Genomic DNA, 15,998 nt, shown 5'->3' on the forward strand with positions numbered 1-15,998 from the left:
ATAATTACATATTTTTTAGTGACTTTAATATTATTATCTAAATAATTGTCACTGTTTTTAATGTTTATATTTATCAGTGGCTTAATCTATAATTTGTGAGTTATTCGTATTTTTTGATTTTATTTTTAATTTTGCGCCGAAATAAATGTTTTTGTGAGTGTATTTGCACATTATTTTCGGAGTTAGCTATCTATTTTAAATCGACTACTCTTAGAAATATGTGATCGTTAGTTAAGCCTCGTTATGGTTAGTGCAGAAAGATTTATCAATATGGCATGGGAATTAGAGCTTACCATCTGCTCACTAATAACTCAGCGCACGCCAGCGGGCTATCTGGATATGTGTAGAGACCAAGCGAAGCTTAGAGGCATCGATGTCTTTAGCCTGAACTTTAATGACTATGAATCCCCTTTAGCTGCTTTCGCAGCAGAAGAAAATCGAGAATTAGTTGTTACTTTGGAACAATGTAGACGCAAGACACTTGTCATCTTTGAGGGAGCTGATGCGCTCGCCCCGCTGGAATGTCATGAGACGTTTTGGCTTAGAGGATGTATTACCACCAGTTTAAACAGTAACCTCGTGGTCGTCTTTTGTATAGAAAGAGCCAATGTTCGTTCCCTTTTTAAATCACCGCTAGGAGCAATGTATCAACATGCCTTTGAGCTGTAGGTTTATCTTATGGTGACTAGTACGCAACACTTTGATATGTGTATTCCTATTTTTTCTGAGTTACCTCAAATACTTATATCAGTGTAATATGTTAATTTAAGCGTTATGTTGCATAAATGATTGGTACTTTAAGCCGATGGAAGTAGATAAAGTTAAACAAAGGTTACAGCAGTTTTTTACACAAAAGCCCTTAGTTGTGATTGGCTCTGGTCTTTCTACTGGTGAGGGAATTTCAGGAATGTGGGGGCTATCCCAACACCTTAAAGCTGAAATACCTAAGAGAGTTGATGGTAATTTGCTTGATGACTGGCGCGTAATCGAAGAACTAATTGATAACGATGTGATGTTTGAAGAAGCAATGTCTAAATTAAAGGAAGACAGTGAATTAGTCCCTCATATCATAGAAGAAACGACAACTCTGATTTCGTCAGATGAGCGTGCTGTTTTTAGTGATGTGATACGTCAGAAAAAGGAGCTAGCTTTATCAAAGCTTCTTCCTTTTTTAACTCATAATCAAAATGAACTGGTTTTTATCACGCCCAATTATGACAGATTGATTGAACTAGCATGTGAAAACTCTAATCTGGATATTCTTACAGGTTTCAATGGTTATTATGTTGGAGAGCACATCCCTATAGTGGAAGAGGGGAAAGTTAAGTCTATCGTTAGTAAAAAAGGCATTGGGGGTAGGCCTGCATACACAACAATTAAACGCACTCATGCCAAAATATTCAAGCCACATGGAAGCTTAGATTGGTACGATGTTGGTGGTCGAATAGTTAGAACTCAAACAGAAATTAATGAGAAGCGGTTAATAATTACTCCAGGAACTAGCAAGTTCCGTGCTGGCTATCAAAATCCATTTGACTACCATCGTGAAAAAGCAAACAGCTACATACAGAAAGCTCACGCATTGTTGGTGATTGCGTACGGGTTTAATGATGAGCAACTAGAAGTGCATCTTAAGCAAAGAATGTTAGATGGTGTTCCAACTTTAGTTATAACAAAAGAAATGTCTACCAACGCTAAGAAAGTTTGTAAAGACCGATCAAACATACTCATCGTAGAAGAACTTGAGCATGGGTCTAATAAAACAAAAGCCACTATCGAAGGAGATGAGGTTGTTCTCGAGGGTAATTGGTGGAATTTAAATGAATTTGTTTCCGAGGTATTGAAATGAGCAACAATGATTATGTAATCAACGTTGACGAAGACCATTACATTGGTCGTATTGCAGCCGTTGATACTCACCGAGCGATGATTATTGCAGAGTCTTCAGAGATTGTTCAAGAGCTATCAGTTTTTGATTTGGTAGCGATTGAAGGGAATTCTCCTAGTGAGTTTCTCATAGGCTTAATTGAGAAAGTTAAAAGGACAATTGGAGCTCCTTTTGAAGTTGAAGATGATGATGACGAAGGCACTGAGGAAGGTCTTTTAGACTATGATCATGATGTCGTTCAGGTCGCATTGATTGGCACATATTGGGAGGTTCTTGGTGATAAGCATAAAGTGTTTAAAAGGGGGGCTAAATATTTTCCTCGCGTAGAGAGGAAAGCATACTTTATAAAAGCTCATAGCCTTGAACAACTTATGTCTGTAGTTGCATCAGAAACGCCTCAAGAACAGCAACTAGTGCTAGGAAAGTATGGTTCCAGCAATTCAACAGCGGTCGCGAATGGAGATAAGTTATTTCAGAGGCATGCGGCTTTGTTAGGAAGTACTGGCTCTGGAAAAAGCTGGACAGTAGCTTCATTACTTGAGCAAGCCGCAAAGCTACCGCACACTAATATTATTCTTTTTGATTTACATGGGGAATATAAGCCGTTAACCAAAGATGGTGTAGCAAAAGGCAAGGAACCGATAGCGAGTTACTTTCGTATCGCTGGGCCGTCTGATGTTGAAAAAGAGAAAGATAACTGCATTTTTGTTCCCCATTGGATGTTAAACAAAGAAGAAATGTTAGCACTGCTTTTGGATCGTTCTGACAACAATGCTCCAAACCAAGCATCTAGATTCACACATCATGTTCGAGAGCTAAAACAAGCATATTTGGTCTCGATTGGAAAAAATGAAGATGCAGAACTTCTAACGATAGACTCTCCAATACCTTACAAAATAGAAGACTTAATCGATCGATTGCTATCTGATGACTCTGGAACAAAACCAGGTGCAAATAACAAACCAGTCAAAGGTGATTGGAATGGTAAATTGACGAGGTTTATAGGACGCTTGACTACAAAAGTCGAAGACAAAAGAAATGCGTTCTTATTTAAGTCTCCAGATGGCGGGGATGCTTACGATTGGTTAGAGAATTACGCTAAGAGATTTTTAGCAACCTCTATCGAGGAGCCTGGAATTAAAGTAATCGATTTTTCTGAAGTCCCTTCAGATATTCTACCTATAGTGATCGGTGTATTTACGCGTTTTTTATACAATGTTCAATTTTGGAGAGAGGAATCGGACAGAACCCCTGTGGCATTTGTATGTGATGAAGCACATATTTATTTGCCAACTAAGGACTCTAGTGATTCAGACTCTCGAATTGCACTAGATACATTTGAAAAAGTAGCCAAAGAAGGACGTAAGTATGGGGTCTCCTTATTTGTGGTAAGCCAGCGTCCTTCAGACGTAAGTAGAACTATATTAAGTCAATGTAACAATCTGATTTCTTTAAGGTTAAGTAATCCTCAAGATCAGGCAGTTGTTAATAAACTTATGCCTGATTCCTTGAGTTCACTAGCGAGTGTTCTACCTATCTTAGATACTGGTGAAGCTATAGTGATGGGTGACTCCGTGTTGTTGCCGTCAAGAATCAAACTGAACCCTCCAACTTTAGAGCCAGCCAGTGCTACCAAAGACTTTTGGCAAGAATGGGCTACAAAAAACTCAACCGATGATTCTATATCAAAGGCTGTCGAAGCTCTTAGAAAACAGTCTAGGTTTATTTGATAGTTAGTTTTAGCAAACGCGAGAAGGTGAGTTTTTAAACTCGCCTTTTTTGATGAAGGGACGTTGAGTGGGGATGTTGAGTCTCTGGCACTTTTAGCTCACTAATTTAACGCTTAACCCTTGGTATAGATTGGCCTTGCAGACAACTTCATTGCTTATATGAATGTTTTGATTTCTTCTTCGATTATAGTCTTTCTGGCTTTCTTTGTTCTCCATTTATTATTTTCAACTTACAACATTTATGGCGGTTTGTTCATTAAGCTCTAAGAGATATGATTCGAGAAAACCAGTACGTGATGCGTCGAAAGGAATCGGATAAGCTGAAAATATAAAAAAGGCGAACCAAATGGTTCGCCTTTTGTTATTCAGTTAGTTTCCAACTTAGTTATCGGTTTCCAACTCAGTTATCACAGTTTCCAACTTGGTTATCTGTGATCAACTACAATTAATCTTCGTAGTTGTCGATGCTTGGGCAAGAACAGATTAGGTTACGGTCACCGTATACGTTATCTACACGGTTAACAGTAGGCCAGTACTTCGAGTTCTTCGTTGCTTTCGATGGGAAGCAAGCCAGTTCGCGAGAATAAGGGCGATTCCATTCTGCGCCTGAAAGATCCGCTTGTGTATGCGGTGCGTTTACTAGAGGGTTGTTGTCTAGTGGCCATTCACCGTTTTTCACTGCTGTCATTTCATGACGAATTGCAATCATCGCTTCACAGAAACGCTCAAGCTCTTCTAAATCTTCTGATTCAGTTGGCTCAATCATCAATGTACCTGCAACTGGGAATGACATTGTTGGAGCGTGGAATCCGAAATCCATTAAACGTTTAGCAATATCTTCTTCACTGATGCCCGTTTCTTCTTTAAGCGGACGAATATCAATAATACATTCGTGCGCAACGCGACCATTAGTACCGCGGTAAAGAACAGGGTAATGCGGAGCAAGTTGTTCCATCAAGTAGTTAGCATTCAGAATAGCGACTTTCGTTGCCTCTGTTAGGCCCGGTTCACCCATCATAGCAATATAAGCCCAAGAGATAGGTAGAATTGAAGCACTACCTAGATCGGCAGCCGATACTGCGTAATCAGAACCTTGTACACCGTTTTCAATGTGACCTGGTAGGAAAGGTGCTAGGTGTGATTTAACACCGATAGGACCCATACCCGGACCGCCACCACCGTGTGGAATACAGAAAGTTTTGTGTAGGTTCAAGTGAGATACGTCTGAACCGATGAAACCTGGTGAAGTAAGACCTACTTGAGCGTTCATGTTCGCGCCGTCAAGGTAAACCTGACCGCCCGCTGCGTGTACTTGTTCACACACTTCTTTCACTTGCTCTTCGTATACGCCGTGCGTAGAAGGGTAAGTGATCATGATGCTTGATAGATTGTCTTTGTGCTTCTCGATTTTCGCAGCTAGATCTACCATGTCGATGTTGCCATCTTCATCACACTTAACAACCACTACCTTCATAGAAACCATAGATGCCGTTGCAGGGTTAGTACCGTGCGCAGAGCTTGGAATCAAACAAACGTTACGGTGACCTTCACCGCGGCTTGCATGGTAACGTTGAATTGCGATTAGACCCGCATATTCACCAGATGCACCTGAGTTTGGCTGTAGTGAGAAATCGTCGTAACCGGTGATTTCACATAGCTTCTCTTTAAGATCTTTTGCTAACGCTGTGTAACCAGCCGCTTGCTCAAGAGGCGCGAATGGGTGGATAGAACCAAACTCAGGCCATGTTACTGGGATCATCTCAGCAGCAGCGTTCAGCTTCATGGTACAGCTGCCCAGTGGGATCATGCCGTGCGTTAGTGAGAAGTCTTTGTTCTCAAGCTGTTTTAGGTAACGCATCATTTGCGTTTCGCTGTGGTGCGTATTGAATACTGGGTGAGTTAGGAACTTTGATTCACGACGGCAGTTTTCTGGGATTGCTGCAAATTCATTTGATGCAATGTCAGAAGATAGCGCTTGAATGTCTTCTTTCACGTCGAAGATTGCGAACAGTGCGTTCACGTCGTCGATCGTTGTTGTTTCATCTAAGCTGATACCGATCTTACCCTTAAGCAGACGAAGGTTGATGTCTGCTGCTTGCGCTTTCGCGTACAGTGCATCTGTCTTATCTTCAGAGTTGATTGTGATGGTATCGAAGAAGCTGTTGTTTGTTAGCTCGTAGCCTGTCTTAGTTAGACCTGCTGCTAGAATAGCTGTCATGTGGTGTGTACGACGAGCGATAGTACGTAGGCCTTCTGCACCGTGGTAAACCGCGTAGAAAGACGCCATGTTTGCTAGAAGTGCTTGAGCTGTACAGATGTTCGACGTCGCTTTCTCGCGGCGGATGTGTTGCTCACGAGTTTGCATTGCCATGCGAAGCGCTTGTTTACCGTGAGTATCGATAGATACACCGATTACACGACCTGGCATTGTACGTTTATGCTTTTCACGAGTACCCATGAATGCAGCGTGTGGACCGCCGTAACCCATAGGAACGCCGAAACGTTGTGCTGAACCAATTACAACGTCTGCGCCCATTTCGCCAGCAGGCTTAAGTAGAGCGGATGCAAGTAGGTCTGTAGCAACCGTTACGAGTGTTTTGTTTGCTTGAGCTTTTGCAATGATGTCTGTTAGGTCTTTTACTTCACCAGTAGTACCTGGATATTGAACCAATGCACCAAATACGTCTTGCTCTGGGAGTGTTTCAAGTGCGCCGATCATTACTTCAAAACCGATGTACTCAGCACGAGTCTTAACGACTTCTAGTGTCTGAGGATGAACATCGTTAGCAACGAAGAATACGTTGCTCTTGCTTTTGCCAGCACGCTTACACAGTGTCATTGCTTCGCCAGCCGCAGTTGCTTCATCAAGAAGCGATGCGTTCGCGATTTCCATACCGGTTAGGTCCATTACCATTTGTTGGTAATTAAGCAGAGCCTCAAGGCGGCCTTGAGAGATCTCTGGTTGGTATGGTGTGTAAGCTGTGTACCAGCCTGGGTTCTCTAAAACGTTACGTAAAATAACGTTTGGAGTGAATGTGTTGTAGTAGCCTTGACCAATGAAAGTGCGTTTCACTTGATTTAGGTTAGCGATCTCTTTTAGAGAAGTCAGCATGTCGACTTCGCTTAGTGGCGCTGCAAGTGTTATTGGCTTTTCTAAACGGATTTGTGCAGGTACCGTTTCGTCGATCAGTGCTTCTAGGCTAGTCGCGTTGATAGCTTCAAGCATTTTTTGCTGGTCTGCTTTATTTGGGCCGTTATGACGAGCAACAAACTCGTTTTGAGTACCCAAGTCTTTCAGTAATTGGCTTTGAAGTAATTCTGTCATGATATCGTTCTACTTTCTCTCTATAGGAACCGTGAGCTAGCCCCTAAAATTAAGCTGCTCCAAAGAGCAGCTTTATCGTAATGAGTTTACCTATTAATCTTCTTCAATAGAGCTTAGGTATTCTTCAGCGTCTTTTAGGTTGTTCAGTTCAGATGCGTCTGACATCTTCACTTTAACAATCCAGCCACCGTCATAAGGTTCTTCGTTAATAAGCTCTGGGCTATCTTCTAGCTCTTCGTTTATTGCAACGATTTCACCAGTGATTGGCGCATAGATATCTGATGCTGCTTTTACAGATTCGATAAGAGAGAAGCTTTCACCAGCTTCGATTTCGTCTTCTGTATCTGGTAGGTCAACGAATACAACGTCACCTAGCATTTCTTGAGCATGCTCAGAAATACCGATTGTTACAGTGCCGTCACCGTTGTCTTTTACCCACTCATGGCTGTCTGCAAACTTCAGTGTATTGTCCATTGCTAATTCTCCAAAAATTTATGAGATGTTAATTTAAAAAACGAGTAATTATTTTAAAAGTCTTAACGGTAAAGAGGGAAGCGCTTGCAAAGCTCTTTTACTTGCTTGCGAACACGTTGCTCAACTTCGGCGTTACCTTCTGGGCTTTCAACTAACCCATCTAGTACATCACCGATCCATTGACCGATAAGCTTGAATTCTTCAGTACCAAAACCACGAGTGGTTCCAGCGGGTGTACCTAAACGAATACCAGAAGTAATCATAGGTTTTTCTGAGTCAAATGGTATACCATTTTTGTTACATGTGATCCCTGCACGCTCTAATGCTTCTTCAGTTACGTTACCTTTCAATCCTTTAGGACGAAGGTCAACGAGCATTAAGTGTGTGTCAGTTCCGCCTGTCACGATGTCACAACCGCGAGTTTGCAATACTTCAGCAAGAACTTTTGCGTTATCGATCACTGAATCAATATAAGTCGTAAATTCAGGACCTAGAGCCTCACCAAATGCAACCGCTTTAGCCGCGATAACATGCATTAGTGGGCCACCTTGAAGACCAGGGAAAACGGCAGAGTTGATTTTTTTATTGATGTCTTCGTGATTAGTCAAAATCATGCCACCACGAGGACCACGTAATGTTTTGTGCGTTGTAGTTGTTACAACGTGTGCGTGTGGAAGTGGGCTAGGGTGAGCACCTGTCGCGATAAGACCCGCAATGTGCGCCATATCTACCATTAAGATAGCGCCAACTTCATCAGCGATTTCTCGGAATTTTGCAAAATCGATTACGCGTGGAATAGCACTACCACCCGCGATGATCATTTTTGGTTTACTTTCGATAGCTAATTGACGTACTGCTTCGTAATCAATTTCTAACGTGTCACGATCAACACCGTATTGAACCGCGTTAAACCATTTACCAGACATTGCTGGGCGAGCACCGTGAGTAAGGTGACCACCTGCATCTAAGGACATCCCTAGAATAGTGTCGCCCGGCTGAAGAAGTGCAAGTTTAACTGCGCCGTTTGCTTGTGCGCCAGAGTGAGGCTGCACATTTACGTATTGGCATTTGAAAAGCTGCTTAGCACGTTCAATAGCAATAGATTCAACAGTATCAACGTGTTCACAACCACCGTAATAACGACGGCCAGGGTAGCCTTCCGCATATTTATTCGTTAGGCATGTGCCTTGAGCTTGCATTACTGCTTTTGAAACGATGTTTTCAGAAGCAATAAGTTCGATTTGATCATTTTGGCGTGTGTTCTCTGCTTGAATTCCAGCAAACACCGCATCGTCTGTCGCAGCAAGAGTAGTAGAAAAAAAGCTGTCTAGGCTATGGCTTTGATGTGCGTTGTTCATTGTCGATGACCTTTCATTATAACCAATGGTGAGTGTTTATTATTGTTCCATCAGTATTACGTTAGTTTCTGCATTGTTATCGTTCGCGTCATATTTGTTATTACGTCTAACGATTATTTGTAGGGTTAATGCAGTACGAATTGGTCCCCAAAAAGTAGGGTAAAAATAGCTTAAGCAAATGTTAAAACTATCATTCGCTTCGAGCAGAAGTAGCATCTCTTCATCTAACAAGTCGATAACATAGCTTTCCTGTCACAAACAATCAATCAAAAATTTCCTATAGGAAACAGATTTTCTGATTCTGTTACCGAGAGCACGGTTTATTTTGCTGCGTGCTCTTTAATCAACAAAGGTCTTCGTGCAACAATAATATTTATAGACAGGATGCATAAAAATAATGAGGGACCTATGTCAGAAGACATTTATGATGAGTACCCATCTTTAACGTTGGCGAAAGAGTCGCTAGATCAAAATATCGAGCCTTTAAAGCTTGGTCAGAGAATCAAAGATATCCGTAGCAAATTGGGTATAACTCTAGAAGAAGCCAGTCAAAGAACAGGTTTGGCACGGTCTACTTTAAGTAAAATTGAAAACGAACAAATCTCGCCGACTTATCAAGCTATGCAAAAACTCGCCTTGGGTTTGCAGATAGATATGCCTCAACTCTTTGAACCGCCAAGAAAAAAGGTGGCAACAGGGCGTAGGGATTTAACCAAGTCAGGGCAAGGTAAACCCCATCCAACACCTACTTACGAGCATGAGCTTCTAGCCACTGAATTATCAAACAAAAAGATGATGCCTTTTAAGAGCCGAGTGCGAGCGCGTAGCTTTGATGAGTATAGTGATTGGGTTCGACATGATGGTGAAGAGTTTTTGATGATCATATCTGGCTCAGTTATGTTTTATTCTGAGTTCTATGAACCGGTTTCAATGAGTGAAGGGGATAGCATGTATTATGATGCGAATATGGGGCATATGTTGATCTCTTCGAGCGTCGATGATGCTCATATTTTGTGGGTTACTGCAAAATAAAACAAAGAATAATAAATTTCTTATAGTGAAGGCAACCGTTTGCTTGTGTTGCTAACTTCGATTAAAAAGCGCCATTTTGATGTGATAATCATCAAAGTGGCGTTTTTGTTTGGGCGATTTAATTGTAATTTAATTGTTAAATGTCACATTTTAGACTGTTTTAATCTTGTTAAGGCTATAAAACTGTCTCATGCTTGTTTACTATAGTGAACAAGGTTTACTCATGTAGATCATGGTTTATTGAAGTGAATTCTTGGGGATTTGATTTACGCTTAAATTAAGTTCCCACTATCTACCGGGTCTTATCGATATTTGTACAAGGTATCTTAATTAATAAGATCTACAATCAAGCAAATAAGAGATGACTCTTAATAGAGACAAAGCGGCAGGCTTAAAATGAAAGCCCTGCGACGCATGGAGAATAAAATGACTCAAGAACAAGCTAACTTACTGAAAACACCACTGCATACTTTACATGTTGAAGTAGGCGCGAAAATGGTTCCTTTTGCTGGTTATGATATGCCAGTTCAGTATCCACTTGGCGTTAAGAAAGAGCACTTACACACGCGTGATGCTGCTGGTTTATTTGATGTTTCACATATGGGACAACTACGCCTGCATGGTGAGAATGCTGCGAAAGTACTTGAGTCACTCGTTCCGGTAGATATTATGGATCTCCCTGCGGGTAAGCAACGTTATGCGTTCTTTACTAACGAGCAAGGTGGCATTATGGATGATCTTATGGTTGCAAACCTAGGTGATCACCTTTTTGTTGTTGTGAACGCTGCGTGTAAGACACAAGATATCGACCATCTAACTGCTCATCTTCCTGCTGATGTTGAGATGGAGGTGATTGATGATCGTGCTCTATTAGCACTTCAAGGACCTAAAGCATCTGAAGTTCTTGCTCGTTTCCAACCAAGTGTTGCAGACATGTTGTTCATGGATGTTCAAAAAGTAGATATCGATGGCGTTGAGTGCATCGTGAGCCGAAGTGGTTACACTGGTGAAGATGGTTACGAGATCTCAGTACCTAATGATAACGCTGAAGCACTGGCTCGTAAATTAACGGGCGAAGAGGAAGTTGAGTGGATTGGTCTTGGTGCTCGTGATTCACTTCGTCTTGAATGTGGCCTATGTCTGTACGGTCATGACCTAGATACAACAACAACGCCAGTTGAAGCTAGCCTTCTATGGGGAATTCAAAAAGTTCGTCGCACTGATGGTGAACGTGCTGGTGGTTTCCCAGGTGCTGACATTATTTTAGAACAAATTGTTACTAAAGACGTACAACGTAAGCGTGTAGGTTTAGTTGGTCAAACTAAAGCCCCGGTTCGTGAAGGCGCTGAATTATTTGATGCTGATGATAACAAAATTGGCGTAGTAACAAGTGGTACTGCTGGTCCAAATGCAGGTAAGCCGGTTTCTATGGCTTATGTACGTACTGATTTAGCCGTTATTGGAACGGAAGTATTTGCTGAAGTTCGTGGTAAGAAACTTGCAATGACTGTCGAAAAAATGCCATTTGTACCGCAGCGCTATTACCGCGGTTAGTACAATTTGTTAAGAGTCAAAGGTTAGATTTTACTTTTTTCTCTAAATAACTCGTAATATTCTCCATTTACAGAGGTGGAGAAAGTTAAACCTACTGCTGAGTAAGCAGTAGGTTTTTTTGTTTTTTATTAGGCAGTTGCCTGCGTTTTTAAATGAACTAAACGATGATATCGAAGAGGAGATTTGAAAAAATAACTTAATCCATGTAACCAGCCTCGACCTTCATCTCATTCTGTCTATTGATTTAACGCTACACTTGTATTAGCAACAAAAATCGTATCTAGTAGCTACGTATTTTATAAAGATGTAATGGAGCAACATAATGAAGGTGAATCGATTATCCGTAACTTTATGTTTATTGCTGTCAGGCTTTGCAAGTGTAAGTGTAAGTGTAAGTGTAAGTGCAAGTGACAACAATGATGTATCTAGTTATATAGTTAATGGCGTAAATGCACCAGTCAGTGAATATCCTTCTATTGCTAATTTATTTCTTGATAGCTTTGAATACGATGGTAAATATTTCACCAATCCTTTCTGTGGTGGCACCATCTTAGATGAACACCATATATTAACCGCGGCGCATTGTATTTATGGCAATGAAGCAATCTCTCTGTTCACGGTTGTAGTACCTCAACTGCAAAATGTTGATGCTTACCCTTTAGGGGATATTCAAAGGAATAGAGTCAAAGAAATTTACTATCGCAATGACTATAACGATGATATCAATTATTTTTTAGAGAACGATGTTGCTATTTTAAAGCTGGAAACAGCCATGAACATTGATACTATTAATGATGTTATTCGTAGACCAGATAGTGAGTCCTATCGAAATGATCAGGTCAACACTAAGTTTACTGCTGTAGGGCACGGAGATACTGTATCAGGCTATGATGGTAATGATCAGTTGCTGCAAGTTGATTTAAACCTAGTTAGTAATAGCGCCTGTTCATCTGTATTTCTTAATGGCGATCGAATAACCACCAAGCAAATTTGTTTTGATGGGGATTACAGCTCTTTAACTCGACTTAAAAATGGTACCTGCCAAGGCGACTCTGGCGGCCCCGTATATTGGTATGATGGAAGTAAATACGTACAAGTAGGGATCACTAGCTTTGGTCCATCATCATGTGGTGCGAATATAGGCGTGACCTCAGTATTCACCGAAATTCATGATTACAATGCTTGGATTGATAGTGTTTTAGCTGGCGGGGAAACTCCTAAGTCTACTAGTTCTGATAATCTCAGAACTAATTACTTAGCAGTTAATGGTGAAATTGAATACTTTGGTAACAGCCCAACAGACGGTGATTCTTCAAGCAGCAGTAGCTCTAGCGGCGGTAGTATCTCCATATTGGGGTTACCACTTATTTTATTAGCTGGTTTAAGACGTAGAAAGATGAAGTAAAATTTTGAGAATGATGTGAAAAGCCGCTCAATTGAGCGGCTTTTTAGTGCGTGTTGTAATGCCTGTTTAGGCTAGGTTATCTATGAAACTAAACTTTGCTTGTTTTAAATTCTGCGACAGCAGAATCCATATCATTAGCTTGCGCTGATACGTTATCTACTTCTAGTAAGCACTCTTGCGCTGAATGCATATTATTTTCGGATATACCGTTTAGCTCCGTAATGGATTCGCTCACTTGATTCATTACAATGCCTTGTTCCTCTATTGCAGAAGCAATACGTTCAGAATTGGCTTGAATGGTACTCATATCCGTTATTATTTGACTTAAGCTTGAATCAAGCAATTCAGAGTCAGATAGTGTGTCTTGCCCTTGCTGGTTACATTTATCGATGTCTCCAACAACTGTCGACATTTGGTTTTGAATCGCTGACACAACCTTAGTAATCTCTTCAGTTGATTGATGCGTTCGGCTGGCAAGTGCTCTAACTTCATCCGCAACAACCGCAAAACCTCTTCCTTGCTCTCCTGCACGTGCAGCTTCAATTGCAGCATTTAAAGCAAGAAGGTTAGTTTGTTCTGCAATTTCTTGGATAATGTTTACGGCACCACCAATTTTATCAACATGTTCATTTAAAGAATTAATAGAAGTTTGGCTATTCGCTAGGGTCGAGGAAAGCTCACTTATATTTTGCACAGTTGTCCTTACGACTTGACGCCCACTTTGCGCATTATTAGCCGCTTGCTGAACACCTTCTACCGCAATCGTAGTACTTTCGGAGATTTCATTGATTGTTGAGACCATTTCTTGAACTGATGTAGCCATTGTTGCTGTGTGATCGGCTTGAACATGGAATTGAGTAATTACACCTTCAAGTTGATTATGCATGTTGCCAGTACTGCCGGATAAATGTTTAGACTTATCTTGAGAACCAAGAATCAAGGCTTCGATCTTATCTAATAAACTATTGAAATGTTTACCAATAGAAGTTAGTTCATCATTACCCGGTAAATTAGCACGTACGCCGATATCATTCGTTTGAGATATTTTGCTTATAACATTAGATAAAGATTGAACTTGGCGGTTGATGGAGCGTGATATTTGGAAAACTAGACCTGATATAACAAGAAGGACAACAACAGACACCAGCTGCTTTATAAAACTTAAGCGTTCCAGTTGTTGTGAATTTTCATCATGTATGGTCGCTGAAAAATTTTTAAATTGCTCTTCAACTGCGTGTGATAATGAGCGCGTATCACCCAATAAACCTTCATTATATTTGAGCCCGATTACTTTCTCTTGAGCTATAAATTGACGGCTAGTATCGACTAGCTGACTGCTATTAATAGAGGAAATTAAATCAAAATTGTATACACCGTTATAGACTTCTTTATTGAAAAGCAATAAATCTAAGGCTTGTTTAGTTGAGGCCTGCGAGTAAGCAGTATCAAAGGCTTTATTATAAGAACCTTTTAAGCCCTCTTTACTGCTCAGCCCTAGTTTTTGATATCCGAAAACTAGTTTATTGAAGCCATTCTGATAGGCAACGAGATCTTGACGTAGCTTGCTACTCGAAGGGAGTTGATGTTTGTCTAATATGACCGAAAGTTGTTTTTCCAAATCTAAAAACAAAGTGACATTGGATTCAAATTTGTCTAAATATTTTATGTTATGCCTGAGAAGAAAATCCTTTTCATTCCTACGTAGATGCAGTAGGCGAGTTTCTAATTGTGAAACTAAATTTGTTGCTTGGTTTAAATCACCGGTGGTTGTCGCAAAATGTGTTGCTGTAAATAACAGTGTTAATACACCTAATACGGCAATAAAACCAAGTGAATATAGCTTTTGCCTAATGTTCATCATCGATCCTTAACTATTGTTTTTATGCATATCTCAAAAATATATTACTGTTTTTATTATGTATATTATTAATATAAATATTACTAACTATCTGAGCATATTATAAATAGAGAAATAATCAATCTGAATCCTTAAAATAGGATGCAATACGTTAATTAATCTTTGATCTTAGCTTTTTAGTTTGACTACGTTGGTTCTTTGATTCTAGACGTCTTTTTTGAGAGTTACGAGTTGGTTTAGTCTGTCTCCTCACTTTCTCAACTTTCGTTGCACTTAAGATTAACTCTTTAAGCCGTTCCAAAGCATCATCTCGATTTTTTTCTTGAGTCCGGTATTGCTGAGCTTTAATGATGATGACCCCATCTTTTGTAATACGGCTATCTTTGAAGGCTAGTAGCCTTTCTTTATAAAAGTCGGGTAGGGAAGAGTGGTGTATATCAAAACGTAAGTGTATTGCACTCGATACTTTATTGACATTTTGTCCTCCAGCACCTTGTGAGCGGATCGCAGTTAGCTGGAGTTCCCAGCTTTTGATGGTGACAGAGTTTGAAATATGTAACATAGAGCTATATTCACTATGGAAATTGATGGAGTATGATACGCAATGTTGGTTAAGGTATCAGTAATTTTTTAATAGGATAATAATTTTATGACTATAGATTTAAGCGTTTATGAAGGCTTAATTTTTGATATGGATGGGACTTTAATCGATACAATGCCTGCGCATATGAAAGCTTGGAGATCGACAGCTGAGCATTTCAACTTCCAATATGACGAGCAATGGATTCATAGTTTAGGTGGTATGCCTAGTTTTAAAATTACTTCTCAAGTAAATATGAAATATGGTTTGGATCTGGACCCAAGATTAGTATCACAATTCAAAATGAAGGTTTTCTCTGAAATTGAAGATAAAGGCTCAATCATTGATTGCACTTACTCGTTGTTAATGGAACACCAAACCGATAAAAAATTAGCGGTTGGGACAGGAAGCCAAAGAGTGAGCGCTACTCAACTATTAAAGAAAAATAACATATTAGATAAAATAAGTGCTCTCGTGACTGCGACGGATGTAGAAATGCACAAACCACACCCAGAGACATTTCTTAAAGCCTGCGAGCAACTTGGGTTAGAGCCTAGTCAATGCGTGGTGTTCGAAGATACGGAGTTAGGAAAGAAAGCCGCCCATGCTGCGAATATGGACTGCATAATGGTCATAAATGGTAGTGAGTTAGAGCTATTCCCTAAACCGATCAGTTGAACCGCTTCATCTGAGCCACACTTCTTAAGCAACACGAGTAAATGGAATAATGATTGAAATTTAAGTCACATGAGTATTAAAACTAGATGGTTTTAAAGTGATTTATGGAAGGGGCG

Annotated in this window: 12 protein-coding genes; 7 read left to right on the forward strand and 5 right to left on the reverse strand. The window is 40.3% G+C overall.

Features of this window, described 5'->3' with window-relative positions; all coding sequences use genetic code 11:
* Positions 1–270 precede the first annotated feature (270 nt).
* The 3 genes from L4C37_RS14915 to L4C37_RS14925 all read left to right on the forward strand — a co-directional run bounded on the left by L4C37_RS14915 (position 271) and on the right by L4C37_RS14925 (position 3,618).
* Positions 271–669 (forward strand): hypothetical protein, encoded by a 399-nt coding sequence (locus L4C37_RS14915; RefSeq protein WP_429769048.1) that lies wholly within the window; start codon positions 271–273, stop codon positions 667–669.
* 136 nt (positions 670–805) lie between these two features.
* Positions 806–1,849 (forward strand): SIR2 family protein, encoded by a 1,044-nt coding sequence (locus L4C37_RS14920; protein ID WP_429769049.1) that lies wholly within the window; start codon positions 806–808, stop codon positions 1,847–1,849.
* Positions 1,846–3,618 carry an ATP-binding protein gene (locus L4C37_RS14925; protein WP_429769050.1) on the forward strand — a complete coding sequence of 591 codons (1,773 nt, stop codon included), beginning with the start codon at positions 1,846–1,848 and terminating at the stop codon, positions 3,616–3,618. Before L4C37_RS14920 ends, L4C37_RS14925 begins: the two co-directional genes overlap by 4 nt.
* Before the next feature lie 445 nt (positions 3,619–4,063).
* Here L4C37_RS14925 and gcvP read toward each other — a convergent pair whose 3' ends face one another.
* The 3 genes from gcvP to L4C37_RS14940 all read right to left on the reverse strand — a co-directional run bounded on the left by gcvP (position 4,064) and on the right by L4C37_RS14940 (position 8,775).
* Positions 4,064–6,943, reverse strand: coding sequence for an aminomethyl-transferring glycine dehydrogenase (gene gcvP, locus L4C37_RS14930; RefSeq protein WP_429769051.1), 2,880 nt, complete (start codon positions 6,941–6,943; stop codon positions 4,064–4,066).
* A 93-nt stretch (positions 6,944–7,036) separates the two neighbouring features.
* Complete coding sequence (gcvH, locus tag L4C37_RS14935) at positions 7,037–7,417, reverse strand: glycine cleavage system protein GcvH (protein ID WP_273294012.1); 381 nt, start codon at positions 7,415–7,417, stop codon at positions 7,037–7,039.
* 62 nt (positions 7,418–7,479) lie between these two features.
* The gene (locus L4C37_RS14940) at positions 7,480–8,775 is read right to left on the reverse strand and encodes a serine hydroxymethyltransferase (protein ID WP_137374153.1); all 1,296 of its coding nucleotides are present in this window, start codon (positions 8,773–8,775) and stop codon (positions 7,480–7,482) included.
* 408 nt (positions 8,776–9,183) lie between these two features.
* Between L4C37_RS14940 and L4C37_RS14945 the strand changes: the two genes are divergently transcribed.
* The 3 genes from L4C37_RS14945 (at position 9,184) to L4C37_RS14955 (ending at position 12,766) form a co-directional block, all read left to right on the forward strand.
* Positions 9,184–9,807: a helix-turn-helix domain-containing protein gene (locus L4C37_RS14945; protein WP_429769052.1), complete on the forward strand. Its 624-nt coding sequence runs from the start codon at positions 9,184–9,186 to the stop codon at positions 9,805–9,807.
* Between the two features lie 426 nt (positions 9,808–10,233).
* Positions 10,234–11,361 (forward strand): glycine cleavage system aminomethyltransferase GcvT, encoded by a 1,128-nt coding sequence (gcvT, locus tag L4C37_RS14950; protein WP_137374155.1) that lies wholly within the window; start codon positions 10,234–10,236, stop codon positions 11,359–11,361.
* A gap of 322 nt (positions 11,362–11,683) precedes the next feature.
* Positions 11,684–12,766 (forward strand): S1 family peptidase, encoded by a 1,083-nt coding sequence (locus tag L4C37_RS14955; RefSeq protein WP_429769053.1) that lies wholly within the window; start codon positions 11,684–11,686, stop codon positions 12,764–12,766.
* Positions 12,767–12,854: 88 nt separating this feature from the next.
* Here the strand turns inward: L4C37_RS14955 and L4C37_RS14960 are convergent, their stop codons facing one another.
* Both L4C37_RS14960 and arfB read right to left on the reverse strand, forming a co-directional pair.
* On the reverse strand, positions 12,855–14,624 hold the full coding sequence (locus L4C37_RS14960; protein WP_429769054.1) for a methyl-accepting chemotaxis protein: 1,770 nt from the start codon (positions 14,622–14,624) through the stop codon (positions 12,855–12,857).
* Between the two features lie 151 nt (positions 14,625–14,775).
* On the reverse strand, positions 14,776–15,186 hold the full coding sequence (gene arfB / locus L4C37_RS14965) for an alternative ribosome rescue aminoacyl-tRNA hydrolase ArfB (protein ID WP_137374157.1): 411 nt from the start codon (positions 15,184–15,186) through the stop codon (positions 14,776–14,778).
* A gap of 87 nt (positions 15,187–15,273) precedes the next feature.
* On the opposite strand from arfB, the gene L4C37_RS14970 reads away from it, so the two are divergent.
* The gene (locus L4C37_RS14970; protein WP_429769055.1) at positions 15,274–15,882 is read left to right on the forward strand and encodes a beta-phosphoglucomutase family hydrolase; all 609 of its coding nucleotides are present in this window, start codon (positions 15,274–15,276) and stop codon (positions 15,880–15,882) included.
* The last annotated feature ends 116 nt before the right edge of the window (positions 15,883–15,998 follow it).

The sequence above is a fragment of the Vibrio kagoshimensis genome (assembly GCF_050337535.1).
Lineage (GTDB): Bacteria > Pseudomonadota > Gammaproteobacteria > Enterobacterales > Vibrionaceae > Vibrio > Vibrio gallaecicus.

Coding starts and splice junctions, on each gene's coding strand:
- L4C37_RS14955 (WP_429769053.1), top strand. CDS start 11,684: ATGAAGGTGAATCGATTATCCGTAACTTTATGTTTATTGCTGTCAGGC.
- L4C37_RS14920 (WP_429769049.1), top strand. CDS start 806: ATGGAAGTAGATAAAGTTAAACAAAGGTTACAGCAGTTTTTTACACAA.
- L4C37_RS14925 (WP_429769050.1), top strand. CDS start 1,846: ATGAGCAACAATGATTATGTAATCAACGTTGACGAAGACCATTACATT.
- gcvT (WP_137374155.1), top strand. CDS start 10,234: ATGACTCAAGAACAAGCTAACTTACTGAAAACACCACTGCATACTTTA.
- gcvH (WP_273294012.1), bottom strand. CDS start 7,417: ATGGACAATACACTGAAGTTTGCAGACAGCCATGAGTGGGTAAAAGAC.
- L4C37_RS14940 (WP_137374153.1), bottom strand. CDS start 8,775: ATGAACAACGCACATCAAAGCCATAGCCTAGACAGCTTTTTTTCTACT.
- arfB (WP_137374157.1), bottom strand. CDS start 15,186: ATGTTACATATTTCAAACTCTGTCACCATCAAAAGCTGGGAACTCCAG.
- L4C37_RS14960 (WP_429769054.1), bottom strand. CDS start 14,624: ATGAACATTAGGCAAAAGCTATATTCACTTGGTTTTATTGCCGTATTA.
- L4C37_RS14915 (WP_429769048.1), top strand. CDS start 271: ATGGCATGGGAATTAGAGCTTACCATCTGCTCACTAATAACTCAGCGC.
- L4C37_RS14970 (WP_429769055.1), top strand. CDS start 15,274: ATGACTATAGATTTAAGCGTTTATGAAGGCTTAATTTTTGATATGGAT.
- gcvP (WP_429769051.1), bottom strand. CDS start 6,943: ATGACAGAATTACTTCAAAGCCAATTACTGAAAGACTTGGGTACTCAA.
- L4C37_RS14945 (WP_429769052.1), top strand. CDS start 9,184: ATGTCAGAAGACATTTATGATGAGTACCCATCTTTAACGTTGGCGAAA.